This is a genomic window from Klebsiella sp. P1954 (genome assembly GCF_018199955.1).
In the GTDB taxonomy this organism is placed as follows: Bacteria; Pseudomonadota; Gammaproteobacteria; order Enterobacterales; family Enterobacteriaceae; genus Klebsiella; species Klebsiella pneumoniae.
On sequence record NZ_CP073373.1, the window covers coordinates 364,185 to 389,258 of the forward strand.

The 25,074-nt window shown below is 59.5% G+C and carries 28 protein-coding genes and 2 pseudogenes; 16 read left to right on the forward strand and 14 right to left on the reverse strand.

The window, feature by feature from the left end; genetic code table 11:
* Positions 1-286 precede the first annotated feature (286 nt).
* Positions 287-1,441, forward strand: a complete 1,155-nt coding sequence (gene hpxO, locus KB890_RS01825; RefSeq protein ID WP_002904783.1) for an FAD-dependent urate hydroxylase HpxO — start codon at positions 287-289, stop codon at positions 1,439-1,441.
* Here the strand turns inward: hpxO and hpxR are convergent.
* The gene (hpxR, locus tag KB890_RS01830; protein ID WP_002904781.1) at positions 1,422-2,345 is read right to left on the reverse strand and encodes a LysR family hpxDE operon transcriptional regulator HpxR; all 924 of its coding nucleotides are present in this window, start codon (positions 2,343-2,345) and stop codon (positions 1,422-1,424) included. The two genes, hpxO and hpxR, sit on opposite strands and share 20 nt — an antisense overlap.
* 125 nt (positions 2,346-2,470) lie before the next feature.
* Between hpxR and hpxD the strand changes: the two genes are divergently transcribed.
* Together hpxD and hpxE are read left to right on the forward strand one after the other, a co-directional pair.
* Positions 2,471-3,508, forward strand: a complete 1,038-nt coding sequence (gene hpxD / locus KB890_RS01835) for a molybdenum cofactor-independent xanthine hydroxylase subunit HpxD (protein WP_002904779.1) — start codon at positions 2,471-2,473, stop codon at positions 3,506-3,508.
* 11 nt (positions 3,509-3,519) lie between these two features.
* Positions 3,520-4,494 (forward strand): molybdenum cofactor-independent xanthine hydroxylase subunit HpxE, encoded by a 975-nt coding sequence (gene hpxE, locus KB890_RS01840; protein WP_004179806.1) that lies wholly within the window; start codon positions 3,520-3,522, stop codon positions 4,492-4,494.
* On the opposite strand, the gene KB890_RS01845 is transcribed toward hpxE, so the two are convergent.
* Complete coding sequence (locus tag KB890_RS01845) at positions 4,471-5,709, reverse strand: MFS transporter (RefSeq protein WP_004179804.1); 1,239 nt, start codon at positions 5,707-5,709, stop codon at positions 4,471-4,473. The two genes, hpxE and KB890_RS01845, sit on opposite strands and share 24 nt — an antisense overlap.
* 105 nt (positions 5,710-5,814) lie before the next feature.
* Between KB890_RS01845 and KB890_RS01850 the strand changes: the two genes are divergently transcribed.
* Positions 5,815-6,759, forward strand: a complete 945-nt coding sequence (locus tag KB890_RS01850; RefSeq protein ID WP_004179802.1) for an AraC family transcriptional regulator — start codon at positions 5,815-5,817, stop codon at positions 6,757-6,759.
* A 9-nt stretch (positions 6,760-6,768) separates the two neighbouring features.
* Here KB890_RS01850 and KB890_RS01855 read toward each other — a convergent pair whose 3' ends face one another.
* From KB890_RS01855 to KB890_RS01865, 3 genes are all read right to left on the reverse strand, one after another.
* Positions 6,769-7,524, reverse strand: a complete 756-nt coding sequence (locus tag KB890_RS01855; protein ID WP_004179800.1) for a VOC family protein — start codon at positions 7,522-7,524, stop codon at positions 6,769-6,771.
* A 176-nt stretch (positions 7,525-7,700) separates the two neighbouring features.
* Complete coding sequence (locus KB890_RS01860; protein WP_020323805.1) at positions 7,701-8,012, reverse strand: cupin domain-containing protein; 312 nt, start codon at positions 8,010-8,012, stop codon at positions 7,701-7,703.
* Positions 8,013-8,033: 21 nt separating this feature from the next.
* Positions 8,034-8,297, reverse strand: coding sequence for a VF530 family protein (locus KB890_RS01865; protein WP_002904643.1), 264 nt, complete (start codon positions 8,295-8,297; stop codon positions 8,034-8,036).
* Positions 8,298-8,579: 282 nt separating this feature from the next.
* On the opposite strand from KB890_RS01865, the gene KB890_RS01870 reads away from it, so the two are divergent.
* From KB890_RS01870 to KB890_RS01885, 4 genes are read left to right on the forward strand one after another with little or no spacing between them, the layout of a single operon-like run.
* Complete coding sequence (locus KB890_RS01870) at positions 8,580-9,608, forward strand: isopenicillin N synthase family dioxygenase (protein ID WP_004176215.1); 1,029 nt, start codon at positions 8,580-8,582, stop codon at positions 9,606-9,608.
* 23 nt (positions 9,609-9,631) lie between these two features.
* Positions 9,632-10,438 (forward strand): MetQ/NlpA family ABC transporter substrate-binding protein, encoded by an 807-nt coding sequence (locus tag KB890_RS01875; RefSeq protein ID WP_004179797.1) that lies wholly within the window; start codon positions 9,632-9,634, stop codon positions 10,436-10,438.
* Positions 10,435-11,226, forward strand: a complete 792-nt coding sequence (locus KB890_RS01880) for a methionine ABC transporter ATP-binding protein (RefSeq protein ID WP_002904635.1) — start codon at positions 10,435-10,437, stop codon at positions 11,224-11,226. The genes KB890_RS01875 and KB890_RS01880 overlap by 4 nt, the downstream gene beginning before the upstream one ends.
* A complete protein-coding gene (locus KB890_RS01885) occupies positions 11,223-11,882 on the forward strand; it encodes a methionine ABC transporter permease (protein ID WP_004217626.1) in 660 nt (219 codons plus the stop codon). The genes KB890_RS01880 and KB890_RS01885 overlap by 4 nt, the downstream gene beginning before the upstream one ends.
* A gap of 10 nt (positions 11,883-11,892) precedes the next feature.
* Here the strand turns inward: KB890_RS01885 and KB890_RS01890 are convergent, their stop codons facing one another.
* A complete protein-coding gene (locus KB890_RS01890) occupies positions 11,893-12,951 on the reverse strand; it encodes an NAD(P)H-dependent flavin oxidoreductase (RefSeq protein WP_004179795.1) in 1,059 nt (352 codons plus the stop codon).
* Positions 12,952-13,040: 89 nt separating this feature from the next.
* Between KB890_RS01890 and KB890_RS01895 the strand changes: the two genes are divergently transcribed.
* The gene (locus KB890_RS01895; protein WP_004143508.1) at positions 13,041-13,886 is read left to right on the forward strand and encodes a LysR family transcriptional regulator; all 846 of its coding nucleotides are present in this window, start codon (positions 13,041-13,043) and stop codon (positions 13,884-13,886) included.
* Here KB890_RS01895 and KB890_RS01900 read toward each other — a convergent pair.
* Positions 13,883-15,040 carry a YbfB/YjiJ family MFS transporter gene (locus tag KB890_RS01900; protein ID WP_004184010.1) on the reverse strand — a complete coding sequence of 386 codons (1,158 nt, stop codon included), beginning with the start codon at positions 15,038-15,040 and terminating at the stop codon, positions 13,883-13,885. The two genes, KB890_RS01895 and KB890_RS01900, sit on opposite strands and share 4 nt — an antisense overlap.
* A gap of 206 nt (positions 15,041-15,246) precedes the next feature.
* Here KB890_RS01900 and KB890_RS01905 point away from each other — a divergent pair, with 206 nt between their 5' ends.
* The 6 genes from KB890_RS01905 to KB890_RS01930 all read left to right on the forward strand — a co-directional run bounded on the left by KB890_RS01905 (position 15,247) and on the right by KB890_RS01930 (position 19,353).
* Positions 15,247-15,669 (forward strand): VOC family protein, encoded by a 423-nt coding sequence (locus KB890_RS01905; protein WP_002904629.1) that lies wholly within the window; start codon positions 15,247-15,249, stop codon positions 15,667-15,669.
* A gap of 155 nt (positions 15,670-15,824) precedes the next feature.
* The gene (locus KB890_RS01910; RefSeq protein WP_004179791.1) at positions 15,825-17,012 is read left to right on the forward strand and encodes an MFS transporter; all 1,188 of its coding nucleotides are present in this window, start codon (positions 15,825-15,827) and stop codon (positions 17,010-17,012) included.
* A gap of 228 nt (positions 17,013-17,240) precedes the next feature.
* Positions 17,241-17,531 carry a hypothetical protein gene (locus KB890_RS01915; protein WP_002904624.1) on the forward strand — a complete coding sequence of 97 codons (291 nt, stop codon included), beginning with the start codon at positions 17,241-17,243 and terminating at the stop codon, positions 17,529-17,531.
* Between the two features lie 208 nt (positions 17,532-17,739).
* Positions 17,740-18,501: a trans-aconitate 2-methyltransferase gene (tam, locus tag KB890_RS01920; RefSeq protein ID WP_004176221.1), complete on the forward strand. Its 762-nt coding sequence runs from the start codon at positions 17,740-17,742 to the stop codon at positions 18,499-18,501.
* A 160-nt stretch (positions 18,502-18,661) separates the two neighbouring features.
* A complete protein-coding gene (locus KB890_RS01925; protein ID WP_002904619.1) occupies positions 18,662-18,982 on the forward strand; it encodes a carboxymuconolactone decarboxylase family protein in 321 nt (106 codons plus the stop codon).
* Positions 18,973-19,353: a tautomerase family protein gene (locus KB890_RS01930; RefSeq protein ID WP_002904617.1), complete on the forward strand. Its 381-nt coding sequence runs from the start codon at positions 18,973-18,975 to the stop codon at positions 19,351-19,353. The genes KB890_RS01925 and KB890_RS01930 overlap by 10 nt, the downstream gene beginning before the upstream one ends.
* Before the next feature lie 48 nt (positions 19,354-19,401).
* Here the strand turns inward: KB890_RS01930 and KB890_RS01935 are convergent, their stop codons facing one another.
* The 3 genes and pseudogenes from KB890_RS01935 to KB890_RS27505 all read right to left on the reverse strand — a co-directional run.
* Positions 19,402-19,884 carry an Hcp family type VI secretion system effector gene (locus tag KB890_RS01935; protein ID WP_002904614.1) on the reverse strand — a complete coding sequence of 161 codons (483 nt, stop codon included), beginning with the start codon at positions 19,882-19,884 and terminating at the stop codon, positions 19,402-19,404.
* Positions 19,885-19,902: 18 nt separating this feature from the next.
* Positions 19,903-20,097, reverse strand: a complete 195-nt coding sequence (locus KB890_RS01940; RefSeq protein WP_002904612.1) for a hypothetical protein — start codon at positions 20,095-20,097, stop codon at positions 19,903-19,905.
* A gap of 4 nt (positions 20,098-20,101) precedes the next feature.
* A pseudogene (locus tag KB890_RS27505) lies at positions 20,102-20,185 on the reverse strand (hypothetical protein); the annotation flags it as partial.
* 158 nt (positions 20,186-20,343) lie between these two features.
* On the opposite strand from KB890_RS27505, the pseudogene KB890_RS01945 reads away from it, so the two are divergent.
* Positions 20,344-20,529, forward strand: a pseudogene (locus tag KB890_RS01945) (tautomerase family protein); the annotation flags it as partial.
* Positions 20,530-20,739: 210 nt separating this feature from the next.
* On the opposite strand, the gene KB890_RS01950 reads toward KB890_RS01945, so the two are convergent.
* From KB890_RS01950 to KB890_RS01965, 4 genes are all read right to left on the reverse strand, one after another.
* A complete protein-coding gene (locus tag KB890_RS01950) occupies positions 20,740-21,186 on the reverse strand; it encodes a GNAT family N-acetyltransferase (protein ID WP_002904604.1) in 447 nt (148 codons plus the stop codon).
* Positions 21,187-21,439: 253 nt separating this feature from the next.
* The gene (locus KB890_RS01955) at positions 21,440-22,891 is read right to left on the reverse strand and encodes a tagaturonate reductase (RefSeq protein ID WP_004179787.1); all 1,452 of its coding nucleotides are present in this window, start codon (positions 22,889-22,891) and stop codon (positions 21,440-21,442) included.
* A gap of 113 nt (positions 22,892-23,004) precedes the next feature.
* Positions 23,005-23,535 (reverse strand): GNAT family N-acetyltransferase, encoded by a 531-nt coding sequence (locus tag KB890_RS01960; RefSeq protein WP_004179785.1) that lies wholly within the window; start codon positions 23,533-23,535, stop codon positions 23,005-23,007.
* A gap of 77 nt (positions 23,536-23,612) precedes the next feature.
* Positions 23,613-25,037, reverse strand: a complete 1,425-nt coding sequence (locus KB890_RS01965; protein WP_004148352.1) for a GGDEF domain-containing protein — start codon at positions 25,035-25,037, stop codon at positions 23,613-23,615.
* Positions 25,038-25,074 lie beyond the last annotated feature (37 nt).

Genomic DNA, 25,074 nt, shown 5'->3' on the forward strand with positions numbered 1-25,074 from the left:
ACAAAAGGGCACCAATAAATTTATTATCACTCCAAAATCATCAACTTAGATTACGCTCGTGATGCATCACCCCTCTCCGCTGCTGAACCAGGCGTCTGAAACGATAGATTCTTAATGCAACATACAGAAACTTTTGATTCATAAAAAGGCAACCAATACCTCACATTGCACCGATGCGGTGCGTCATGAGCCATCGCTGTGCCTCAGGCAGGCGGTTTTCCTCCCTCCGGCGAACTGGTACGCAAATTGCTGTAGTCAGTCACAACATCGGGAGAAGGAGAAAAAAATGAAAGCAATCGTGATTGGCGCCGGCATCGGCGGTTTAAGCGCGGCAGTGGCGCTCAAACAGTCGGGGATCGACTGCGACGTCTATGAAGCGGTGAAAGAGATCAAACCGGTCGGCGCAGCGATTTCCGTGTGGCCCAACGGCGTGAAGTGCATGGCCCACCTCGGCATGGGCGACATCATGGAGACCTTCGGCGGGCCGCTGCGCCGGATGGCGTATCGTGATTTCCGCAGCGGCGAGAACATGACCCAGTTCAGTCTCGCCCCGCTGATCGAACGCACCGGCAGCCGCCCCTGCCCGGTCTCCCGGGCAGAACTGCAGCGGGAAATGCTGGATTACTGGGGACGGGACAGCGTGCAGTTCGGCAAACGCGTCACCCGCTGTGAAGAAGACGCCGACGGCGTGACGGTATGGTTTACCGACGGCAGCAGCGCCAGCGGCGATCTGCTGATTGCCGCCGACGGCAGCCATTCCGCACTGCGTCCGTGGGTGCTGGGCTTTACCCCGCAGCGCCGCTACGCCGGCTACGTCAACTGGAACGGCCTGGTGGAGATAGATGAAGCGCTGGCCCCCGGCGACCAGTGGACCACCTTTGTTGGCGAAGGCAAGCGCGTCTCGCTGATGCCGGTCTCCGCCGGCCGGTTCTACTTTTTCTTTGATGTGCCGCTTCCAGCGGGTCTGGCGGAGGATCGTGACACCCTGCGCGCTGACCTCAGCCGCTACTTTGCCGGCTGGGCGCCGCCGGTGCAGAAGCTGATCGCCGCCCTCGACCCGCAGACCACCAACCGCATTGAAATACATGATATCGAACCTTTCAGCCGCCTGGTGCGCGGCCGCGTCGCGCTGCTCGGCGATGCCGGACACAGCACCACCCCGGATATTGGCCAGGGAGGCTGCGCGGCGATGGAAGATGCAGTGGTGCTGGGCGCCGTTTTCCGCCAGACCCGAGATATTGCGGCCGCCCTGCGCGAGTATGAAGCCCAGCGCTGCGACCGGGTTCGTGACCTGGTGCTGAAGGCGCGCAAACGGTGCGATATTACCCACGGGAAGGATATGCAGCTCACCGAAGCCTGGTACCAGGAGCTGCGTGAGGAGACCGGGGAGCGCATTATCAACGGCATGTGCGACACCATCCTCAGCGGGCCGCTGGGCTGACCGTCGCCATAGATTCGATCACCGCACTCAGCGTCTGAATGGCCATTTGCGCGGGCCGCGAAAGCTGACGCGAGGGCGCAGTACACAGCGCCAGGGTCAGCGGTCGCAGCAGCGTACTGCGCAGCGGGACAAAGGCCAGCTGTCCACGCTGGACCTCGTCCAGCACGTCGAGCAGGCTAAGGAGCGTCACGCCGCTGCCGCGCAGCACCAACGACTTGATAAGCCGGATATCATTGCAGCTGATGGTATTCTCCGGCGCAAAGTCATGGTGGCGATAGAGGAGCGCCACCCGCTCATGGACGATCAGCGGCGCGCCGGGCACGATATGCCGCTCCAGGCTGAGCTCGCCCAAAGACAGCGCCTTCGCCCCCGCCAGGGGATGGTCCGGACGCATCACAATCCCCACCTCCAGTTCGGCAAAGGCCAGCACGCTGAGTCCAGCCTGCCCCTGCGGATCGAGGATCAGGCCGACGTCCAGGTCCGCCTGACGCACTTTCTGGCTGACGGTGTGGCTGTCAGCCACCTGCAGATCCAGCTCCAGCCACGGCCAGCTGGCGATGATCTCCGCCAGCGCGGCGGCGAAGCCCCCTTCCGCCAGCGCCTGCACCATGCCAACGCTAACGCTTCCGCGCTTCATCCCCTGCAGCTCATCGAATTTCTGCCGCGTCTGGCGAAACTCCTTTTGCCAGCGCAGCAGGTTGTCATACAGCAACTCACCGGCGGTGGTCATCCGCAGTCCCTCCGGCAGGCGCTCGAACAGCGGGGTACCGAAGGCCTCCTCGGCCTGCAGGATCTGGCGGTTAATTGCCGAGGCGGAGATATGCAGCTGCTCGGCGGCCCGGCGCAGACTGCCGCAGCGGGCCACGGCGATGAAATAGTGCGCGAAACGGGAAAATGGACTCATGGCGCCCCTGTACTCTTTTTTGCAACAGCAGAGTGAATTAATGGTGATGGATGTGAACACCCTAATATGACAACAATAATCTCACAACAATAAAACAATCACCGATGTGAGCAGGAAGAGAAATCATGAAGACAACCACCCCCACGCCCCCCGCCCATTGCACCTTTGACCCGGAAGACTGGCTGCGGCTGGCCCGCTGCTGGCACCCGGTGGCCCGCGCCTGCGATATTGCCGGCGCCCCGGTGAAAGCCACCTTGTTGGACGAACAGCTGGTTATCTATCGTATTAAAGGCCAGGTGGTAGTCGCCCGCGACGTCTGCCCGCACCGCGGGGTGCCGCTGACCCTGGGATTTCATGAAGAGGAAGGTATCGTCTGCCCCTATCATGGCCTGCGTTTTGGCGAGGATGGCCGCTGCAACCGTATCCCCTCCAGTCCGGGGCAACCCATTCCGGCCAAACTGCATCTCACCAGCTTCGCCGTGGAGGAGCGCTACGGGCTGATCTGGACCTGCCTGGCCTGCGATCCGGACAATCCGCCGCCGTTACCGACCATGCCGCACTGGGACGACGCCGGCTTTCAGCAAATCAACTGCCCGGCCTTCGAGGTAAAGGGATTTGCCGGCCGCCAGGTCGAAGGCTTTCTCGATGTCGCCCACTTCGCGTGGATCCACACCGACACCTTCGCCGATCCGGACAACCAGCAGGTGCCGGACTATACCCCGCAGGAGACGCCGTTCGGCTTTGTTGCCGACTACTGGAGCTCGGTGGGCAATTACCCGGCCAGCTCTGATTTCCGCGCGCCGGAAGGGTTCCAGTGGCTGCGTCACTTTGAAATGCATCTGCCGTTCACCGCTACGCTGACCATCCATTTTCCCGCCGACGCCAGGCTGGTGATCATGAACGCCGCCTCGCCGGTGTCGTCCCGGGTGACGCGGATGTTTGCCCCTATTGCCCGCAACTTCGATCTGCACGTGCCGGTGGAAGACGTACATGCGTTCAACCTGCGGGTATTTGAAGAGGACCGCCTGATGGTCGAGACCCAGCGTCCGGAACGGTTGCCGCTGGATCTGACCCTGGAGGCGCATATTCCGGCAGACCGCAGCTCTATCGCCTACCGGCGCGGGCTGAAGAAGATGGGTTTTGGCGATTTCTTTCTGGTATGAGTGGAGGTCATATGCGCGACATACTCCCGGTGGTGGTCGATGGCCTGTGGCGCCAGGGCGCTAAAAATCTGGCCGTTAGTCTGGTGAGCGCCGAGGGGCAACCGCTGCCGGCGTGGACGCCCGGCGCCCATATCGATCTCCATCTTCCCTGCGGGCTGATCCGTCAGTACTCCCTGACCGGCAGCCCGGCCGAACGGGATCGCTATCTGCTCTGCATCGCCCGCGAGTCGCAGTCTCGCGGTGGCTCCCGTTATATTCATGACACCCTGCGCCCGGGACAGCCATTGATGATCTCTGCCCCGCGCAACCACTTTCCGCTGCACGAGGGCGGCCATGTGGTGCTTCTCGCCGCCGGGATCGGCATTACGCCGCTGCTGGCGATGGCCCACGCCCGGGCGGCGTCCGGCGCCAGCTTTACGCTGCACTATTACGTTAGCCGTGCGCAGGAGGCCGCCTTCGCCACCGAGATCGCCCGCCAACTAACGGGTGGAATCTGCCAGATCCACTGCTCAGACGAGGGGCAGAGTCCGCGCCAGCGGCTGGCGCAGGATCTGGGGGCTCCGGACGCCGACACCCGGGTCTACTTTTGCGGTCCGCCCGGATTTATGGCCCGGGTTCGCGATACCGCACGGGCGGCCGGATGGGAGGAGGCGCAATTGCACAGCGAAGCGTTCCAGCCGCCCGCCCCGACGGCGGCGTCGGCGGCGGACGGAACCTTCACCATCACCCTCACCTCCACCGGGGAGCGCTGGCCGGTGCCGGGGGACAAAACCATCGCCCAGGTGCTGCAGGAGCATGGCGTCGCGGTGCCGCTCTCCTGCGAGATGGGGATCTGCGGCGCCTGCCTGACGCCGGTACGCGAGGGAACCGTCGACCACCGGGATACCGTGCAGTCGGAGGCGGAAAAACAGGCCGCAGAACAGCATATTGCACTGTGCTGCTCCCGCAGCCTGTCGGCCAATTTAGTTATCGATCTCGCGGGATAAGCGGCCCGTCACCGGCTGGTCGGCGCGGGCGACCGGTTTCACCCGTACGGCGGCGAAGACAATCACCATCGCGCTCAACAGCAGCAGACCGCTGCCGGTGAAGACGCCGCTGGCGCCGTGCAAATCAAACACCGCCCCGCCGCCGGCGGCCCCGGCGCTGATGGCCAGCTGAATAGAGGCGACCAGCAGACCGCCCGCGCTTTCTGCTTCATCCGGCACGGTGGTGGCAAGCCAGGTGGACCAGGCCACCGGCACCAGGCCGAAGGCAAATCCCCACAGGGCGACCAGCAGCCCGGCCAGCACGGTCAGATGGCCAAACGTCACCATCAGCAGCGCCAGAACGCTCATCATCAACGGCACCAGCGCCAGGGTCAGGCGCAGGCTACGGCTCAGCAGATAGCTCGCCACCGAAGTGCCGATAAAGTTAGCGACACCGAAGCCGAGCAATATCAGCGAAACCCCTTCGATACTGGCCTGCGCGACGGTCTCAAGGAACGGCCGCAGGTAGGTAAAGAAGGCGAAATGGCCGCTGAAAATCAGGATCGTCGCCAGCATGCCGCCCAGCATACCGGGACGGCGCAGCACCCTGAACAGCGTGGAGAAGGTCCCGACGCTCTCCGGGCGCATGGAGGGCAGCACCCACAGCTGCCAGAGCAGCGCCAGCAGGCTGGGTATCGCACAGAGAATAAACACGTTGCGCCAGCCGATCAGCTCCCCGAGGTAGCTGCCGAGCGGCGCGGCCACCACCGTGGCGACAGACACCGCGGAAAAGATGATCGCCAGCGCCTTTGGCACATGGGCCGCCGGCACCAGACGCATCGCCGTGGCGGTGGACATCGCCCAGAAGCCGCCGATGGCGATCCCCAACAGCAGACGGCCCAGCAGGAGAAACGCCAGCGAATCGGCAAAAGCGACCATCAGGCTGGAGACTATCTGCAGTACGGAAAAGAACATCAGCACCCAGCGGCGATCGATATTGCGGGTGGCGGTGGCGATCAGCAGGCCGGTAACTAACGCCACCAGCGCCGTCGCGGTGACCGCCTGTCCGGCCATCCCTTCACTGACGCCGAGGCTGCTGGCCATCGGCGTTAACAGGCTGGCGGGCAGAAACTCGGCCACGATCAGGCCGAACACCCCGAGGGCCAGGGCATAGACGGCGCGCCAGGCAGGTTTGGCGGATGACAGGCTCGCGTCAGCAGCTATGCAGGAACTCATATACAACTCTCCAGGTTTATTAACATCCTGGTCATCTTAGGGCCTTACTTTCGGACGATATATGATGCATACTCTTCAGTTATTGATTATTCGTCCGGAATTACCATGAGCCAGCCTGCCATCGATCTGACCAGCGAACTGTTGCGCGGTATGCGCCTCTCCGGCGTTAACTACCGGCGCATCGAAACCGCACGCCCGTTCGGCGTCGGCTTTAGCGCCGTGGCGGGTAAAGCCCAGTTCCATTTCATCAGCCGCGGGCCGGTGCTGCTGCGCATGGCCAGCGGGGAACAGTTCACCCTCGAGAGCGGCGATGCGCTGTTTATTCCCAACGGCGACGGGCACGCCCTGCTCTCGGATCCGCAGGCCACGGTGGTCAATGTGGCGCAGCTGCCCAGCGAAACGGTGTGCAGCACGGTAAGTTGTATCAACGCTGGCGACCAGCCTGACTGCCCGGAGCGCGCCGTCATTTTCAGCGGTTGTATGGACTTTGAGCTCGGCGGCATGCAGCCGCTGGTCAAGGCCATGCCGGAGGTGATGCGGGTCAGCAGCCTGCTTAATACCTGGCCGGAGATCCAGCCGCTGCTGGCGGCGATGGAGCGGGAATCGCTCACCCGCCAGGCAGGCTATGCCGGGATCCTCTCCCGGCTGGCGGACGTGGTGGCTGCGCTGATTGTCCGCGGCTGGGTAGCGTGCGGGTGCGGCAACGCCACCGGCTGGGTACAGGTCCTGCGCGATCCCCGGCTGGCGAAAGCGATCTACGCCATGCATCAGCGCCCGGGGGTCAACTGGAAAGTGGAAGATCTGGCGCGGGAGGCGGGTCTTTCACGCTCGCTGTTCGCGGAACGTTTTCTCGCCGCCACCGGCACCACCCCCGCCCGCTATCTCACCGAGCTGCGTATGCGGCTGGCGGTGCAGTACATCACCCATGAAGGCCAGGCGCTGGAAAAAGTCGCCTTCAGCCTCGGGTATCAGTCGCTGGCGGCCTTCAGCCGGGCTTTCAAACGCATCACCGGCCAGCCGCCGGGAGCCCTGCGCGCCACGGCACGCTAGAGTCAGCCTTTATGTAAAGCCATACACGCCGTTGCCGACACGAAAGCGCTGCCCCTTAAGCGCCGGGTTGGCGACGCGGAACACCAGTTCGGTCAGCTGGTTGGCAGCCCCTTCACGGAAGATAAATTGCCGGCCGCCCACGTCCAGTCCCTGCTCCCCCAGTGGCGGAAAGCCCAGCAGCGCCTGCCAGCGATCGCGCACCGCCTGCGGATTGACCACCTCGAACACCGCCTGCTCAAGCGTAATGTCGCCCAGCGGATGCGGCGCGTCCAGCCTCTGGGCGCGCAGCCGCGTCAGCCGGGTGGCGTCGTCTTCTTCCCACTGCAGCACAAAGGGATAGACCAGCCCGTCAGTGTCGCCATCGATGGTGAAGATCCGCCAGCGGATGATATTGCCCTGCGGATCGTTGCGCTGGCCATCGACAATCGGTGACACTGTCACCCCTGTACGACGCAACTGGTCATAGGTGGCGTCGATGTCGTCGCTGCGCAGCGCCACCCGAAACAGCGCCTCATTCTCCGGCAGCAGCCGTGCGGCGTCGCGCGAAAGGAGGAATTTGTCCGTCGCGGCGCGCAGTTCGTCCGGGTCGGCAATGGCGAGGAATTCGATATACGTGAGGCCAAAATAGCTCAGCGCATTACGGGTTCCCCACCCCGGATGCCGCCCTCCGGCCACCGCCCGCAGCTGCTGCCCGGCAAAGATTTCAATCGCCGCTTCCGGCTGATTCACAAACTGTACTGCGTGGTCCCACTGCAAGGTTGCCATGATCTCTCCCGCGATTGTGCCTGGTCAGGCGCCTGCGGCAAAAGATAGTGCTGGGGTGAAGGGAATGGCAAACAAGAATTAAATATATCGAAAGCAGGATAAGTGATTTATATCAAAGCGGTATGTCGCATCTGGCAGGCGATGAAACGGCGGGCAAAGAACCGCCCGCCGCGGGGTCAGACCGACCCTTCTTTCTCAATCACCAGAATACGCGCCGCCCCCTGCGGGTGAGCGACATGCTCGCATCCCACCCCGGCGTAGAAGATATCGCCGGCGTTTAGCATGATGATCTGCTCCTCGCCGTCGACTTTCACATGCATCGCCACCTGACCATCCATCACGGCAAACACCTCCTGACCATCATTGATGTGCCAGATATAGGATTGGTCGGTCCAGTGTAGACGCACGGTGGTGCCGGAAAAATTGGCAATATCCAGCGCGCCCCACGCGCGGTCGGCGGTGAAATCTTTACTGCTCCAGCTCTGCATGATGGTGTCCTGTGGTAAGGGTTATTTTTTCTGCCAGTTTGCCCAGGGATCCGCTTTCTCCACCGGCGCGTCATCATCAAGGGAGGCGAGATACATAGCCTCCACCTCTTTGCGCGCCCACGGCGTCCGGCGGAGAAATTTGAGGCTGGACTTAATGCTGGGATCGCTTTTAAAGCAGTTAATGTTGACCTGGCGGGCCATTTCCGCCCAACCATAGCGCGCCACCAGGGCATTGAGCAGCGCTTCCAGCGTCACGCCGTGCAGGGGATCTTTCGAGCTGTGCATTACGATACGTCCGTTCCGCATTAAAAAGTGCGCCTACCTTACTGGCTCTCACCGACGGGCGCAACCGGCTTCATTACGCGCTTCGCGCCTATATCTATTTAACGCAAAAGCACTGAACCCCGCGCGGTCATAAATTAGAAAATAACGTTATTGGTTGCTTATTTGGCCTTGAGGCAAGCTGTGTTCAGCCCCGGACAGAGGAAATCACCATGCGCTGCTGTTGTGCCCGAACCCAGAACCTGAATCTACCCATAACTTATTACCCCGTTTTCGGAGAACACAATGAACGCGACCACCCTGCCGATTCTCGACCTGGCCCGCTACGCGGACCCCGCGGATAAAGCGGCCTTCCTGGCCGACCTGCGTCATGCCGCCCGCGACATCGGCTTCTTCTATTTGATCAACCACGGTGTCGACGACGCGCTTCAATATGAAGTTCAGCGCCAGTCCCAGCGCTTTTTTGCTCTCGATGAGGCGCAAAAACAGCAGGTGGCGATGATCCACTCCCCCCATTTTCGCGGCTATAACCGCGCGGCCTCTGAGCTGACGCGCGGCCAGCCTGACTGGCGAGAACAGTTTGATATCGGCGCCGAACGTCCGGCGCTAACCCTCAGCGACGACGCCCCGCGCTGGCAGCGCCTGCAGGGTCCGAATCTGTGGCCTGCCGCCCTGCCGTCGCTTAAACCGGTATTACTTCACTGGCAACAGCAAATGACCCAGGTGGGCATCCGCCTGCTGCGCGCCTTTGCCGAAGCCCTGCAGCTCCCGGAGAATGCTTTCGATCAGCTCTACGGCGAGAAACCCAACGAGCATATCAAACTGATCCGCTACCCCGGCCAGCAGGAGACCCAAAGCAGCCAGGGCGTCGGCGCCCATAAAGATTCGGGGTTTCTCAGCTTCCTGCTGCAGGACGAGCAGAAAGGACTGCAGGTAGAGGTCGCGCCTGGGGAATGGATCGACGCCGTGCCGCTGGCCGGCAGCTTTGTGGTCAATATTGGCGAACTGCTGGAGCTGGCGACCAACGGGTATTTGCGCGCTACCGTCCATCGCGTGGTGTCGCCGCCGGCGCAGCAGCAGCGCCTCTCCATCGCCTTCTTCCTCGGCGCCCAGCTTGACGCGGTGGTGCCGGTTTACACCCTGCCGCCCGAGCTGGCGCGTGAAGCGCGAGGGCCGGACAGCGACCCGCACAATCCGCTGCTGCGCGATGTCGGCTGGAATTATCTCAAGGGCCGTCTGCGTTCCCATCCGGACGTGGCGGAACGCTACTATCAGGACGTGTTTCGCGAACGCGCCGAGCAATTGATCGTTTAACCATAACTAAAAAGGAACACACCATGAAATATGCCGCTTTTAAACTGGCAGGGGTCGCACTGTCTCTTTCTCTGGCATGGACGTCTGCCCAGGCTGCCGCGCTGCGCGTCGCCGCGGACCCGGTTCCCCACGCGGAGATCCTCAACTACATCAAAAAAATCGATCCCAGCCTCGATCTGAAGGTGGTGGAGCTGACCAGCGGGGTCAACGCCAATGAACTGCTGGCCAGTGGCGATGTGGATGCCAACTACTTCCAGCATGTTCCCTATCTGAAGGATCAGGAAAAAGCGCTGGGTAAAACCTTTGCCGTCGCGGCCACGGTGCATATTGAGCCGCTGGGAATTTACTCGCATAAGCATAAAGATTTCTCATCACTGCCGGAAAACGCCACCGTGGCGGTGCCGAATAACACCACCAACCTGAGCCGGGCGCTGTTCCTGCTGCAGGCGCAGAAGCTTATTAAGCTGGACCCTAAATTTACCGACCCGGCCACCACCCTGGCGACGCCGAAGGATGTTGTCGAGAACCCGAAACACCTGAAGATTCTGGAGATTGAATCGCCGCAGATCCCGCGCTCCCTCGACGATGTCGACCTGGCGGTGATTAACGGCAACTACGCGCTGGAAGCCGGTCTGGTGCCAGCGAAGGATGCCCTGGGGCTGGAAAGCGCCGAGCATAACCCGTACGCCAATATTCTGGTGACCACCCCAGCCCTGGCGAATGACCCGCGCATTAAGGCGCTGGCGAAAGACCTGACCTCGCCGCAGGTGGCGGAGTTTATCCGTAAAACCTACAACGGCTCGGTGATCCCGGTGGCCCCTCAGTCATGATAACCATCGAAGGGCTGAGCAAAACCTACGCCGGAACCGGCCGACCGGCGCTGAACGATATCGCGTTGCAGATACCGAAAGGGGCAATATACGGCATTCTCGGGCGCAGTGGCGCCGGCAAAAGTACGCTCATCCGCTGTCTCAATTTACTGGAGCGGCCCACCTCGGGCCGCATTCTGGTGAACGGACAGGATATTACCCAGTTGAACAAGGCGGCGCTGCGGGATTATCGCCTGCGCACCGGGATGATTTTCCAGCACTTCAATCTGCTGCATGCCCGCACCGTCGCTGACAACGTCGCGGTGCCGCTGGAGATTGCCGGAGTGCCGAGGGCCGCTCGCGAGGCCCGGGTGCGCGAACTGCTGGAGCTGGTGGATCTCAGCGAAAAGGCCGCCGCTTTCCCGTCACAGCTTTCCGGCGGGCAAAAGCAGCGCGTCGGCATCGCCCGGGCGCTGGCCGCCCGGCCGGAAGTGCTGCTGTGCGATGAGGCGACCAGTGCGCTGGATCCCGAGACCACCGCCTCGGTGCTGGCCCTGCTGGCGGATATTAACCAGCGCCTCAATCTGACCATCGTGTTGATTACGCACCAGCTGGAGGTGGTGAAAACCATCTGTGACCACGCGGCGCTGCTGGAACAGGGCGAGATTGTCGAAAGCGGTAAACTCGCCGACCTGCTGGTGACCCCATGGTCGCGGCTGCGCCAGTCGCTGCTGCACGACCCGCAGGCTGAACAGGAATTTCTTACCCGCCACGGCGTTCAGGGGAGGCCATTATGCGGAGTAGCATGAGCTGGGAAGATTTGTGGCCGTTATTACTCGACGGCACGCTGGATACGCTTTATATGGTGGGCCTGGCGGCCCTGTTTACCGTGCTGATCGGGTTGCCCACCGGCGTGCTGTTATTTATTTCCCGCGCCAACGGGCTGGCGCCGATGCCGAAACTGAACGCGCTGTTAGGCGCGGTGATCAACATCGGCAGGTCGCTGCCGTTTATCGTACTGCTGATCGCCCTGATCCCCTTTACCCGGCTGATCGTCGGCACCACGCTGGGCAGCACCGCCGCCATCGTGCCGGTAACCATCGGCGCCTTTCCGTTCTTTGCCCGTCTGACGGAAAACGCGCTCGACGAGGTGGACTACGGGAGAATTGAAGCCATTCTGTCGATGGGCGGCAACGTCTGGCACGTGATTTTTAAATCCCTGCTGCCGGAAGCCCTGCCAACGCTGCTGGCCGGGATCACGCTGACCATCGTGATGCTGATTGGTTTCTCCTCCATGGCCGGTGTGATCGGCGGCGGTGGACTCGGCGACCTCGCCATCCGCTACGGCTATCAGCGGTTTAATAATGAAGTCATGTTTGGCACGGTGCTGATCCTGGTGGCGATGGTCCAGGGGGTGCAAATGGCCGGCGATCGGCTGGTGCGTAGCCTGGCCCACCGCCGCTAGCCGTCAGTCATTAGTTCCAGCCGCTCTCTGCCGCCAGCTGGCGGACCAGAGTGGCGGCGTCACACTCGCGGATCAACCCCACCCCCTGCCCGGCCCAGTGGGCGCCATACTCATGGACACCCTGGGCTTTCGCGGCGGCGGCCAGTGCTTTGCCGATATCATACGCCAGCGGATAATCCGGCACGGCGCTCGCCGGATAGCCTTCCCCCAGCGCACAGAAGGCATTCGCCAGACAGCGTGCCGGACGCCCGGATATCGCGGAGGTCAGCACCGTACGCCCGTCAAGGCTGTTGTGGATCGCCGCGCGATAGCCGGCGTCGGCGGCCGATTCCGGACACAGTAAAAACGCCGTACCGAGCTGTACGCCCTGCGCCCCCAACTGCATCACGCTGGCGATCCCCGCTCCGTCCATGATGCCCCCGGCGGCCACCACCGGGATGGTTAGTCGACGCCGCAGAAGTTGCACCAGGGTGAAGGTGCTCAGCTGCGCGTCAGGCGCCTGCGGAGCAAAAATCCCCCGGTGCCCACCCGCCTCATAGCCCTGAGCGACCACCACGTCGATCCCCTGCTGTTCAATCAGCAGCGCCTCCTGGAGCGAGGTTGCCGTCGCCAGGGTAACGATCCCCTGCCGCCGCAGACGCTGGATCGTCTCACCTTCAGGAAGGCCAAAATGAAAGCTCACCACCGCCGGCGAGATGTCGAGAAGCAGCTCCAGCATCGGCGCATGACCGATAAATGTCTGGTAGATCTCGCTTAACGAATCCGGTGGCGTACTGCCATAGCGGGCAAAATGGGGACGTAATGTTGTTGCCCAGTCGGCTTCCCGCCGGGCGTCGCGCCGGGGCGGCGCATGGCAGAACAGATTAACATTGAACGGGCGGTCCGTCAGCTGGCGGGTGGCGACTATCATCGCTTCCGCCTGGGCAACGGTTGAAGCGCCCAGCCCCAGCGAGCCCAGCGCACCGGCATTACTTACCGCGGCAGCCAGCGCGGGGGTGGAGACGCCCGCCATCGGGGCCTGAATCAGGGGATAATCAATATCAAGAAGCGAAAGCAGCGGGTTGCTCATGGTTTCCTCATGCATTAACGATGCCGGAGGCTTACCATCTCCTTTAAAGATGGTAAGATCAACATTATTATCGTATTGAGAAGAAAAATATGAACCACAGCACACTCGAGATCTTCATTCAGGTGGCAGAAACGCAGAGCGTCACCCAGGCAGCAAAACGGCTGGGCCGCGCACAGTCCAATATCACGACCCGCATTCAGCAGCTGGAAGAGGAGCTTGCCGTTGAGCTCTTCGTTCGCGGCAACAAAAAAATGGTGTTGTCCCCGGCAGGCGTGCAGTTTCTCAGCTATGCCCGGCGGATCCTGAGCCTGGCGGAAGAGGCAAAGCAGGCTCTGCATCCGACAACCCCAGGCGGCAGTCTGCGTCTGGGCGCGATGGAGGCGACCGCCGCCAGCCGGCTGCCGCCGCTGCTTACCCGCTTCCAACAGCAGTGCCCACAGGTGGATATCACCCTCATTACCCAACCGACCCGCCAGTTAACCGAGGGGGTGTTAACCGCCGCCCTTGATGCCGCGCTGGTCTGCCTGCCGCCGGGGGCCGATGGGCAACCTGCCTGTCCCGCCGAGCTGGCATTCACCCCGGTGTTTTATGAAACCCTGATGCTGGTCCGTCCGCAGACCCCTGGTCCGCTGCGGTTCGCGGCATTTGCCAGCGGCTGCAGCTACCGCGCGCTGGGAGAACGCTGGCTGGCGGAACAGCAGGCGGCCGTGGAGGTGCATGAGGTCAATTCCTATCACAGCATGCTTGCCTGCGTGGCGTCCGGGCGCTACGCCTGCCTGCTGCCGCAGAGCGTGCTGTCGCTGATGACGCTTCCCGAAAACTGCCTTAGCGAACCGCTGTGCGAGGCGACCACCCAGCTTATCTGGCGCAGCGGCTTGAGCGCCCCCGCCCTGAGCGAGTGGCGCAAGCTGCTGCAAAGCGTGGCGATTGGCTAAGCCTGGCGTTCGGTAAAGACCAGCCCTGCGGCAATCAGCAGCGCCAGCGCCGCGGCATAGAGCGCCGGGTTAAATGAAGCCGCGATCTGATACAGCGCGCCGGCGATAAGCGGCCCGGCAATCTGTCCCACACCGTACAGTGCAGTCATCGCGGCAATCATATTGAAGCTCACCTGATGGCTGAGACTTTTCGCCTTCGGTAGCGCAATGGTTACGGTGCCCATAAAGGTAAAGCCCACCAAAAGCGCGCTTAGCACGCAAAACAGCAATGAAGCGCTGCAGGCTGGAAGGATCACGCCAAGCGCCTGGACGAGCAGGTTGCGGGTCAGCGCTTGCCGGTATCCCCACTTTAGCACCAGCTTATGCCAGATGAGGCAGGACGGCGCGGCCGCCAGACCAAACAGCGCCCACAGATGGACCGGGTCAACGCTCTGCAGCGAACCGGACAGAAACAACGGCAGATAAGTGGCGGTGATGATATAGCCGAAGCCCGCCAGGCCGTAAACCATCAAGAGTCGCCACGCCGCGCGACGGGTATCGCTCCCGGACGCAGGCAGGGAGGTCTCAACATGGGAAGCCCGCACCAGTGCAGCCGGCGGAGTCAGCAGCCAACGGATCGCCAGCGCCAGCAGCAGACCGGCGCATAATGCGCAGAGCAGCCAGATCTGCTGGCTGGTGAGGCTCAGGGCATGTCCAAGGGCGATCCCCTCCGCGGAGATAAATATCCCCAGCCCCACCCCGGCATACAGCAACGGCGCCCCGTGATGATGCCCCATATGTTCCAGCAGCCACAGCGAACCTGCAATTAGCGTTATCGCGCTCAGCGCGCCGGCGACGGCGCGCAGCGTAATAATGGTCCACGGCGAGCTCACCCAGGCCAGCAGCGCCAGGCTGGCGATGGTCAACCCGGCGGAGATAATACTCAGTCGGGTGGCGGCCCCAGGCTGCACCCGCGCCAGCAGCAACGCACCGACCAGATAGCCAGCGTAATTGGCCGACGCGGCGAGATTGCCCTCGTGCAGGGTTAACAGACCTTCATTAAGCATAAGCGGCAGCACGCCGGTGAAGGCAAAGCGCCCATAGCCCATGCCGATCATCAGTACTATCGATCCAGCCAGTGCCAGCCATAAGGCCTGGCGCGATTGGTTATTCATCCACCACCCCACAATTATTCTCAATTTAAGAACAATAATATTGTATAATTCTTTTTTTATTATGATGAGGAGGTATTGTTGGCGCAAGTCGGATGTTAATCCGCTATGGTATTTACAGAGAGAAGGTGCGCCTGGGCACGGCTTAACACACGCCGGGCCGATTTACCGGTACAGTATCAACTCAACTTATGCTCACGGGAGTCATTATGTCGTTCTGTCATATGCGCATTGCCAGGCCGGTCAGTGAACTGGACACCACCGCCAGCATGTATTGCGCCGGGCTGGGACTCGAGCTGCTCGGCAGCTTTACCGATCATGAAGGATTCAGCGGGATAATGCTCGGCGCGCCCGAAGCGGGCTGGCATCTGGAATTCACCCACTGCCGCCACCATCCCGTCACCCCCTCGCCAGGCGATGAAGATCTGCTGGTGCTGTACTATCCGCAGCAGGCGGCATGGGAGGCACAGTGCGCAGCCATGGATGCCGCCGGATTTCTGCGCGTTACGGCGTTTAACCCTTACTGGGAGGTCAATGGCGTCACTTTCGTCGACCGGGACGGCTACCGCACGGTATTGCAAAACCGCGCCTGGGGCATGGTGTGTGATTCGTCGGGTATGGCGGCGAGCTGACGCTGAGCGAGGCGGGCGTTAAGCGCTGTAAAAGCAGTTATTTACATTCGTACAAATATCGTTCCCGTCGGTTACCGATAAAACGCTGTCGCGCCTCGCCAGCGCCCTCACGGCGCGCTATGCTACACATCCCGTTGTATTAACCTCTTATCCCTATGAGCACTTCCGTCAGCACTACACAACTCAATTTGCGCATTATTTCGATCGTTGTTTTTACCTGTATCTGCTATCTCTCCATTGGTCTGCCGCTGGCCGTACTGCCGGGCTATATTCACTATCAGCTGGGCTACAGCACCTTTGTGGCCGGAATTGTGATCAGTCTGCAGTACATATCGACGCTGATAAGCCGGCCGCACGCCGGGCGCTATACCGATATCTGGGGGCCGAAAAAAGTGGTCAGCCTTGGGATCGTCTGCTGCCTGCTCAGTGGCGCCTTCACGCTACTGGCGGTAGTCCTGCAGGCAACGCCGATGCTGGCCATTGCCGCGCTGCTGGCGGGCCGGGTGTTTCTCGGCGTCGGCGAGAGCTTTACCGCCACCGGCGCCACCCTGTGGGGGATCAAAACCGTCGGCGCGATCCACACGTCACGGGTTATCTCCTGGAACGGCGTGGCGACCTATGTGGCGATGGCGGTCGGGGCGCCGCTGGGAGTTACCCTCAATCACTATTTTGGCATCAGCGGCTTTGCTACGGTGGTAGTGCTGGTCGCGGCCATCGGTCTGCTGTTCGCTCGTACCCGCCAGGACGTCAAGGTGACCGCCGGCGCCAGAGCGCCCTTTCACGCGGTGGTGCGAAAAATCTGGCCTTACGGCCTGGGGCTGGCCTTTGGCACCGTCGGTTTCGGCGTTATCGCCACCTTTATCACCCTCTACTTCGCCGCGCACAGCTGGCAGGGCGCCGCGTTTACCCTTTCGCTGTTCAGCGTCGGCTTTATCTGCGTTCGCCTGGTGCTGGGAAATACCATTACCCGCTTTGGCGGAGTCCCGGTCTCCCTGGCCTGCTTCATCATCGAAAGTCTCGGCCTGCTGCTTATCTGGCTGGCGCCATCAGCATGGATGGCCGGCGTCGGCGCCTTTCTCACCGGTTCGGGTTTCTCGCTGGTCTTTCCGGCCTTAGGGGTTGAGGCGGTAAAACAGGTTGAAGAGCAAAATCAGGGAACCGCCCTCGGCACCTACTCGGCGTTTCTTGATCTGGCGCTGGGCCTGACCGGGCCGCTGGCCGGCTGGGTCGCCGGGTTCTACGATCTCGCCACGCTGTATCTGCTGGCGGCGATCGTGGTGGCGCTCGCATTCCTGCTGATTTTCCGCGTACATCGGCAACAGCGGCTTGTCGCCAGAGAGTAGTGTGGCCCGGCTCGCGGGCTGCCGCGGTCCGATGACGCCGGCAAAAAATGAATCGGCAATTGACGACGATTCGGCTTCCGTGCCAACATCCCGTCAGCGTCTGGCAACAGATGCATGGACGGTACTGGTAGACAACAGAGTTCGCGCAACGATCCAGCCCGGTACCGTAGTCCAATCCGAATCACTGACCCACACGGTGAATTCCTGATTCTGGCGGGAAACACAGACATGCACCAAAGTTTTAATCAGCGCGTTCATTTCTATTACTGCGTCCTGGTCGCGCTGAAGATGCACGGAAAATCGAAAAAAGCGGGTGGTATCAGGGGAAAGAATAACTTTCTGCTGAAATGGCTGCGCCGGGCGCAGGATAACAACATTTTTCCTCCCGATATCACCAGTGAAATCGAATGGCTGCGAGGAAAAATTATTCAGGCTGGCTATGACACCGATCTCGAGCCGATGCTGGATTTTGTCTACGCCACCGCCAGCCGCGCCGAGGCGCTCAAAAACGCCGAATAGGCTCCTGCGCCCGCCACGGGCGCAGAGACGTTCCCTGCCATGTCTCAATCCCAGGTTCGGCCAACAGCGCAGGCGCAATCCAGCCACGCTCTATTTTGTGACACTGTCACGCACAAAGGTGACCGCTGAGGTTCATTAACCGCTGACATGCCGCCTGACGCGTTCTATGCTTTACCCTGTCTCCCTCCTCACACAGGAACTGCACCCGATGGCCGACTGGAATCCTTCGTTGTATCTGCAATTTGACGCTGAACGTACCCGCCCCGCGGCCGACCTGCTCTCGCGTATTGCCCATCTGCAGGTCGAGCACGCCGTCGACCTCGGCTGCGGGCCGGGAAACAGCACCCGCCTGCTACGCGCCGCCTGGCCGTTGGCGACGATCGTCGGTATCGATAACTCCCCGGCCATGCTGGTCCAGGCGGCGCAGGCCTTACCCGACTGTGAGTTCATCGACGCCGATATTGCCCGCTGGCGGCCTGCGCAACCGCCAGATGTGATCTATGCCAACGCCTCTCTGCAGTGGCTGACGGATCATGAGACGCTTTTCCCCCATCTGGTAAACCAGCTGGCGGACAACGGAACGCTGGCAGTGCAGATGCCGGATAACTGGCAGGAACCTTCCCATACCCTGATGCGTCAGGTTGCCAGCGAGATGGGGTTGCCGGACCGTGGACGCCAGCCGTTACTCCCGCCCGCCGCCTGGTACGATCTGCTCAGCCGCCAGGGTTGCGAAGTTGATATCTGGCGCACCACCTATTTTCATCCCCTTGCTTCTCATCAGGCGATTGTCGACTGGCTGCAGGGCACCGGGTTACGCCCCTATCTGGCAGGCCTGGACGAGCAGGCCGGAAGCGCGTTTCTCACACGCTATCTCGCATTGCTGGCCGCACACTATCCGTTACAGTGTAACGGGAAGGTGCTCCTGCGTTTCCCACGGCTGTTTATCGTGGCGCGAAAGATCGCCGCCTGACCGTTGGGATAGGTGGGCAGAAAAGCGGAGTGATGAAAGGTGTAAAGGATCGGCTATACCATCCTGATTTTCAGGATTGATAATCCCGAACGTTGCGATATTCAATATCTTAGTCAGCGTGCGACAGTGATGACTCCTTTAACCTGCAAAGAGAATCACTATGAGTACTCCTCCTGTCGATCGCCGAACGCTGGCTGCTATCGCCCCAAAGCTAGCCGAGCTGACCGAAACGGTGCTGTTTGGCGATATCTGGGCGCGGAGCGAGCTGTCGCCCCGCGAACGCAGCCTGATCACCCTTTCCGCCCTGACGGCGCAGGGCAAAACTGAACAGCTGCCGTGGCACATCGCGTTCGGCTATCAGAATGGCCTGAGCCGGGAAGAAATTGTCGAATTGTTTACCCATCTGGCGTTCTATGCCGGTTGGCCGGCGGCGGCCAGCGCCCTGACCTGCCTGAATGCGCAGGAGGCGTCATGCCCCTGACCCGAATTTCGCTTGGCACCGCCTGGCGTCCCGCGGAGTTTGCTCAATTGTCGGCGCTCTTTCATGAGTGTCTGGTGGCGGAGTTCGACGTTCCGTCAGCAGATAGATTTCAGTTTATCGAACGGGCCGCCGACGAGCAGCGCATTTACGACCCGCACTACCTCAGCGAAGGACGCAGCGCCCGCTTCGTGCTGTTTCATATTTTCGCCGGAAAACCGCGCAGCCGGGCGCAGAAACAGGGACTCTATCGTCGGCTCTGCGCGCGGTTAGACGACGAGATGGCGGTCAGCCCGCAGGACGTGATGGTGGTTATCCAGTTTAACCAACTGGAGGACTGGAGTTTTAGCGCAGGGAAGATGGCGGATGAATGAGACAGGCGGCGCCGCAAGAGGCGCCGCGTTTCAGCACTATATCATTTGCTACCATGCACAACAGCGATCGTTCCATGAATCACGATACATGATGTTCCCTTCTGTGTATATCCAGGTGATCGTCTCATAACGGAAATCAATGTCTTCAAGGTGAGTACTTGTCATTCCGGCCGGATGTAAATTTGGTGTGATTGCCGTAATCTTAATATTCGCCATCGCTATGTTAAAATATTCAACTTCCAGTCCCGCCTCATTTATTCTGTACATTTTTAGCGTTGCCGATCTTAATGTTCGACCTTCACAAAGAGCCCTAAATAGCAAAGGTGTTGTTCTGTCAAACTCTTTTTGAATTTTAACCGGTGTATGAAGACGGGTTCCCGTCAGCTTTCCTGTATTATTATCGGTAGGTAACCAAACATGATGATTCACTGCGCGCAATTCGATGGAACCCGTGCGTGTGGGCATCAGGCAAGAACCTATAATAGGCGAATCATTCTCATCAGTTAACCATAAATATGCTGGATTTGACATTACCCCTCCTCTTTCATATCAGTTTTTAACTTTAAACCAAACGACAACGTGAAACCCAATGATTAATAAAACAAAAAGTCCTATTAAGTTAATGGCAATGTCAGGAAAAAGAGAGACTGCAATCATGCTAAATATAATGATTAATAATACAATACCCCATCCCCATAAAAAAAGAATGAATTCTTCTTTTAACCATCTTTTCAAGAAATCCATCCATTCACCTCATTAATTTAATAAGTAATTCAGCAAGTTCATCATCAGAAATAATCATCGGATTTAAATAAGGAACGCCTGTGATGACAGATTAGATCATTCATTGTTCCGGCACATATTTCTTATGTTCATCTGGCCTTTCAATATACTTATAAAACGATGGCCTTGATAGTAATATTGACTCTACTCTTTTGTTTATATTCCCTCGCCCCCTGCCCGGTTTAAAATATCTCGGTTAGCTATTACTTCGTATTGTTTCATATTTTCGCCGGAAAACCGCGCAGCCGGGCGCAGAAACAGGGACTCTATCGTCGGCTCTGTGCGCGGTTAGACGATGAGATGGCGGTCAGCCCGCAGGACGTGATGGTGGTTATCCAGTTTAACCAACTGGAGGACTGGAGTTTTAGCGCAGGGAAGATGGCGGATGAATGAGACAGGCGGCGCCGCAAGAGGCGCCGCGTTTCAGATGATATAATTTACTACCACGCGAGATGATGCACCAGCGAGAGATCCCAGGCCGTTGCCAATAGCGAAAGAAACATAATCACATTGACCACTGTTTCAAGACGTTTTTCCATCGTTGCTTCTCCTGAGCCTGTTTCCCCTGTTATAGCGGGAAAAGCTTAACAACCTCTTACCGCTTCAGGACTCAAGCGTGATCCTGTAGCGTACGTAATCGTCAGCCGGGGTAAACTCATCATACAGATGACGGGCGGGATTATCACGGCGCGTATGCCAGTACAGCCGCGACCAGCCTTTGTCCGCCCCTTCGCTTTGCAGCGACTTAATCATGGTTCTGGCAATACCCTGTCCACGGAAGGCGGGATCGACAAACAGATCCTCCAGATAGCAGATCGGCGTGGTAACCCAGGTTCCCTCATGAAGAACACAGATAGCAAAGCCGACCACCGCATCATCCACCACCGCGACTCTACCCAATACAGACGAGTTTACATCCAGCATCCGCTGCCAGGTGCATTCGGTTACCTCTTCCGGCTGCGGGCTACCGTAAAAACGAGTGTAGCCTTGCCAAAGCTGAAGCCATTCGGCTTTGTCGTGGGGCCGTACTTCCCGGATATCGATGACCATGAGAGTTTCCTTACAGATGAATGCATTAGCCTGCGAATATTGGCAGGAGATATGAGTTGAGGCCATTATTTTCCTGCGCAGATATTTGTTCAAGCGCTTCGGCCATAATTCTCCTGCTGTTCGGAACGATTTGGCACTAAAAAGCCGTATGCAGAGGAGCCACTGACCGGCTGTTACAGGTTAGCATAATAGTATGTTGTAACTAATAAAAATCCTGCACAACCCGGCCGCAGCCGGGTGTATAGATGGACTATCAGCACAGAGGTTTGACGGCGTCGCGCATACCGCAGGTCAGGATAGCGTCAAGGTCGGCAGTCACCAGCTCCACCAGCCCCGGGATCTGGCTCAGATCCTGCTGCCAGTGATCCGCCACGCTGAGCACGGCGGTGACCAGCTCGCGAGTGCTCATCTGGCCATCGCGATGGCGGGCCCACAGCGTTTGATAGCGCGATATCCAGTCGGCGTCATCCTGTACTGGATAGCTCTCACCATCCCGCTCTCCCCGGTAAAAGGCGATCAGCGCCGCCAGGGCAAAGGTCAGACGCGGCGGCAGCGCGCCATGCGCTTTCTGCCCCGCCAGCAGCTGCGGCAGAATACGGGTGCGGTACTTGGTCATGCCGTTGAGCGCAATCGAGAGCAGCTGATGTTTAATATAGGGATTACGGAAGCGCCCTGTCACGGCGCTGGCGAATGACACCAGCTCATCGCGCGGCAGATCCAGCACCGGAATAATCTCGTCATAAATCGCTTTTTCGACAAACGCGCAAATCTCCGCATCGTTCATCGCCTCACCCACGGTGTCGATCCCGGCCTGGAAGGCCACCGGCACCAGCGCGGTGTGCGCCCCGTTGAGGATCGCCACTTTGCGCTCTTTATACGGCTTGATATCGTCCACAATGCGCACATTCAGCGGCAGTTTATCGAGACGCAGCTCGGCCTCCAGCGAGGCAGGCCCCTGGATAACGAACAGGTAGAAATGCTCAGCGGTATCAAGGAAAGCATCTTTATAGCCGGTCTGCGCCTCGAGAGCCGCCACTTCATCACGCGGATAGCCGGTCACAATGCGATCCACCAGCGTCGAACAGAAGGTATTCGCTGAGGTCAGCCAGGTGATAAATGCCTGCGGCAGTTCCCATTCGCTAGCATAGCGCAGCACCAGCGCCTGCAGCGCCTCGCCGTTATAATCGATCAGCTCGCAGGGGATAATCACCCATCCCTTGTCGGCCGCACCGGCGAAATGCTGGTAACGCTCAAACAACAGACGGGTCAGTTTCGCCGGATAACTGACCGGCGGCGCGTCGTCAAACCGATCCCCGGCATGGTAGCTGATGCCCGCCTCGGTGGTGTTGGAGAAGACAAACCGCATCTCCGGGTTATGCGCCAGGCGTAAAAAAGCGTCGAAGTCTGCGTAAGCGCTGATCTCCCGGTTGACCGAGCGGATAAGACGCGCATCGCTGACCGCTTCGCCCTGCTCGTTCAGGCCGCGAATAATAGTCGTGTACAGGCCATCCTGGGTGTTCAGCGAAGGCGGAAAATCTGTGGCGATAGGCCGCACGACCACGATGCCCGCATTCAGGTCGGTATGCTCGTTGAGCAGGTCGATCTGCCAGTCAACGAATGCGCGCAGGAAGTTACCTTCCCCAAACTGGATGATACGGTCAGGGTACTGCGCGCCGGGGAAATCACGACGGTTTAAAGTTTTCACAATGGGTTCCCTCTAATAGTAGTCATACAACCTGAGTAATTGGTCCAATAAGTTATCAGGTTTTGCTACCAGTGAAACCCTGTTTTGATCAAAGCAATCTGCAATAGCAGCCGTCAGGGCAGAAACTTATAGAATAGTGAGGTGGCAGTCATTTTGCCGTCGGGCATCAGCGCATAGCGCGGAATTTCCCCCACTTTTTCCCAGCCGCAGCGGGCATAGAACTGTTCCGCCCCGCTGCCGGTCGCCGTGTCCAGCACCAGCACCGTCTTCCTTTCCCGCCGGGCAATGCGCTCCAGCTCGCTCATCAACGCCTGGGCGATCCCCTGGCGGCGGACATTTTGGTGAACCAATAATTTGGCGACATCCGCTCGATGGGGCTGGTTTTCCGGTTGACTGGTGATAAGTTGCACGGTGCCAACGGGACGTTCCTCCGCGTCGAAGGCGGCCAGCACAATGCGCTCCCCGGCCGCCACGCTGTCGGCAGTGCGTTGCCAGAACGTTATCGCCGTTTGCGGCGCGAAAGGCAGCATAAAGCTCACCGAGGCGCCGCCGTTGACGCAGCTTGCCAGGATCTCGCTTAATGCCGGGAGGTGATGGAGAATATCGTCACGCGAGAGCGTGCGCAGTGAAAAGGATGTGGTCATAAAAGCTCCCTGTTATCGACCACATCACTATGTTTTTAACCAAAAATTAGCACAAGCAGGATCCCGATAGGATTTTCTTATGGCGCGCTTTCGGTCAGCGTCGGCATACAAATTTGGTTACGACCGCTCTGTTTGGCTTTCACCATCTCATCGTCCGCCGCCAACAGCAGCTGGTTAAACAGCTCGGTGATGCGCGCGTGGCCTACCTCGCGCGTCTCCAGTCCCAGACTGATGGTCAGGTGGATCGGGTTCTGGCCCAGGCCGAAAGGCTGCGACTCCACCCCGTGACGGATCTTTTCCGCCAGCAAATAACCCTGCTGGGCGCTGTCGACGACGGCGGCCACCGCAAACTCTTCGCCACCGATACGGGCCACCATCCCCTGCTCACCCACCAGCTGTCGAACCTGCTGGGCAAACTGGGTCAGCACGCAATCGCCGCCTTCATGGCCCAGAGCATCATTCACCCGTTTGAAGCCATCGATATCCAGCACCATCACCGTCAGCAGCTTATCCGCCGGCAGCGTCTGACGCTTCAACGCTTCGCTCAGTCCGGAACGGGAATAGACGCGGGTCTGAAAGTCAAAATCGGCGCGCAGGGCCAGCTGCTTCACCAGCGTGTTAATCGCTTCGACACTGGATGCGACAATCACCGGGCTAATCAGCATGGCGGCAATTCCGAGGCGGGTGGAGAACAGCTGCCACGGCTGCATTCGCGCATCTGGCGAAAAGTGAATTAACGAATTAGCGACCAGCAGTATTTCGCCGATGCCAGTGAGAAAAGTCAGCAGACAGGTCAGCGGCAGCGGATAGCGTACAGCGCACCAGATCAAAGCCGGTAACGGGAAGGTAATGCTGCCCGCGCCGCCTACCGCCACGCCAAGCGCAATTGACAGGACCAGCGCCAGCACCGGCAGCAGCTGGCGAAAGCGAAAACCGCTTAATGCCGAAGGCAGCGTCAGGGTCAGAATAAAGGGCAGGATTAATACCGCCGTCGAGAACTGTTCGCTAAACCAGTCCGCCAGCTGGGGAACGAAGGTGGCGCGTTCAACATCCACCGACCCCAGCGCGCCGACCGCTGCGCACAGTAAGGCGGCTAACAGGCAGAAACAGAATAAATTAAGCGCGTTTATCGGGCCCGGCATGGAGTCGGCGCGACGTTTATCCCACAGCACCAGCTGCGCCAGCGTCACAATAAAGACAATATTGGAAAAGTTAATCAGCAATGAGGCAAAGCCCATTCCCCAGCGCGAGGTTAATCCGTCATAGACCAGCATTGCCGCAAAACAGACGGCATAAAAATAGCTGCGGTTAAGCCATACATAGCGTGCAAAAATCCCGGCCATCACTGCATTGAGCGGCCAGAAGAAAGAGAGCTCCTGCACCAGACGCAGCATAGCGCCAAGAAAATGCAGCAGTAGCGTTAACGTAAATAAGACCAATGCATCGCGCACGGGTTGTTCTTCACGAAACAGCGTAAATGACCGAATCGACAGTGAAGACATTCAGTAATTATCCGTCTAATTGTTTCAGGAAATTATT

What these genes read in the sequence shown, in the direction of transcription:
- hpxO (WP_002904783.1), top strand. Translation starts at nt 287, where the DNA reads ATGAAAGCAATCGTGATTGGCGCCGGCATCGGCGGTTTAAGCGCGGCA.
- hpxR (WP_002904781.1), bottom strand. Translation starts at nt 2,345, where the DNA reads ATGAGTCCATTTTCCCGTTTCGCGCACTATTTCATCGCCGTGGCCCGC.
- hpxD (WP_002904779.1), top strand. Translation starts at nt 2,471, where the DNA reads ATGAAGACAACCACCCCCACGCCCCCCGCCCATTGCACCTTTGACCCG.
- hpxE (WP_004179806.1), top strand. Translation starts at nt 3,520, where the DNA reads ATGCGCGACATACTCCCGGTGGTGGTCGATGGCCTGTGGCGCCAGGGC.
- KB890_RS01845 (WP_004179804.1), bottom strand. Translation starts at nt 5,709, where the DNA reads ATGAGTTCCTGCATAGCTGCTGACGCGAGCCTGTCATCCGCCAAACCT.
- KB890_RS01850 (WP_004179802.1), top strand. Translation starts at nt 5,815, where the DNA reads ATGAGCCAGCCTGCCATCGATCTGACCAGCGAACTGTTGCGCGGTATG.
- KB890_RS01855 (WP_004179800.1), bottom strand. Translation starts at nt 7,524, where the DNA reads ATGGCAACCTTGCAGTGGGACCACGCAGTACAGTTTGTGAATCAGCCG.
- KB890_RS01860 (WP_020323805.1), bottom strand. Translation starts at nt 8,012, where the DNA reads ATGCAGAGCTGGAGCAGTAAAGATTTCACCGCCGACCGCGCGTGGGGC.
- KB890_RS01865 (WP_002904643.1), bottom strand. Translation starts at nt 8,297, where the DNA reads ATGCACAGCTCGAAAGATCCCCTGCACGGCGTGACGCTGGAAGCGCTG.
- KB890_RS01870 (WP_004176215.1), top strand. Translation starts at nt 8,580, where the DNA reads ATGAACGCGACCACCCTGCCGATTCTCGACCTGGCCCGCTACGCGGAC.
- KB890_RS01875 (WP_004179797.1), top strand. Translation starts at nt 9,632, where the DNA reads ATGAAATATGCCGCTTTTAAACTGGCAGGGGTCGCACTGTCTCTTTCT.
- KB890_RS01880 (WP_002904635.1), top strand. Translation starts at nt 10,435, where the DNA reads ATGATAACCATCGAAGGGCTGAGCAAAACCTACGCCGGAACCGGCCGA.
- KB890_RS01885 (WP_004217626.1), top strand. Translation starts at nt 11,223, where the DNA reads ATGAGCTGGGAAGATTTGTGGCCGTTATTACTCGACGGCACGCTGGAT.
- KB890_RS01890 (WP_004179795.1), bottom strand. Translation starts at nt 12,951, where the DNA reads ATGAGCAACCCGCTGCTTTCGCTTCTTGATATTGATTATCCCCTGATT.
- KB890_RS01895 (WP_004143508.1), top strand. Translation starts at nt 13,041, where the DNA reads ATGAACCACAGCACACTCGAGATCTTCATTCAGGTGGCAGAAACGCAG.
- KB890_RS01900 (WP_004184010.1), bottom strand. Translation starts at nt 15,040, where the DNA reads ATGAATAACCAATCGCGCCAGGCCTTATGGCTGGCACTGGCTGGATCG.
- KB890_RS01905 (WP_002904629.1), top strand. Translation starts at nt 15,247, where the DNA reads ATGTCGTTCTGTCATATGCGCATTGCCAGGCCGGTCAGTGAACTGGAC.
- KB890_RS01910 (WP_004179791.1), top strand. Translation starts at nt 15,825, where the DNA reads ATGAGCACTTCCGTCAGCACTACACAACTCAATTTGCGCATTATTTCG.
- KB890_RS01915 (WP_002904624.1), top strand. Translation starts at nt 17,241, where the DNA reads ATGCACCAAAGTTTTAATCAGCGCGTTCATTTCTATTACTGCGTCCTG.
- tam (WP_004176221.1), top strand. Translation starts at nt 17,740, where the DNA reads ATGGCCGACTGGAATCCTTCGTTGTATCTGCAATTTGACGCTGAACGT.
- KB890_RS01925 (WP_002904619.1), top strand. Translation starts at nt 18,662, where the DNA reads ATGAGTACTCCTCCTGTCGATCGCCGAACGCTGGCTGCTATCGCCCCA.
- KB890_RS01930 (WP_002904617.1), top strand. Translation starts at nt 18,973, where the DNA reads ATGCCCCTGACCCGAATTTCGCTTGGCACCGCCTGGCGTCCCGCGGAG.
- KB890_RS01935 (WP_002904614.1), bottom strand. Translation starts at nt 19,884, where the DNA reads ATGTCAAATCCAGCATATTTATGGTTAACTGATGAGAATGATTCGCCT.
- KB890_RS01940 (WP_002904612.1), bottom strand. Translation starts at nt 20,097, where the DNA reads ATGGATTTCTTGAAAAGATGGTTAAAAGAAGAATTCATTCTTTTTTTA.
- KB890_RS01950 (WP_002904604.1), bottom strand. Translation starts at nt 21,186, where the DNA reads ATGGTCATCGATATCCGGGAAGTACGGCCCCACGACAAAGCCGAATGG.
- KB890_RS01960 (WP_004179785.1), bottom strand. Translation starts at nt 23,535, where the DNA reads ATGACCACATCCTTTTCACTGCGCACGCTCTCGCGTGACGATATTCTC.
- KB890_RS01965 (WP_004148352.1), bottom strand. Translation starts at nt 25,037, where the DNA reads ATGTCTTCACTGTCGATTCGGTCATTTACGCTGTTTCGTGAAGAACAA.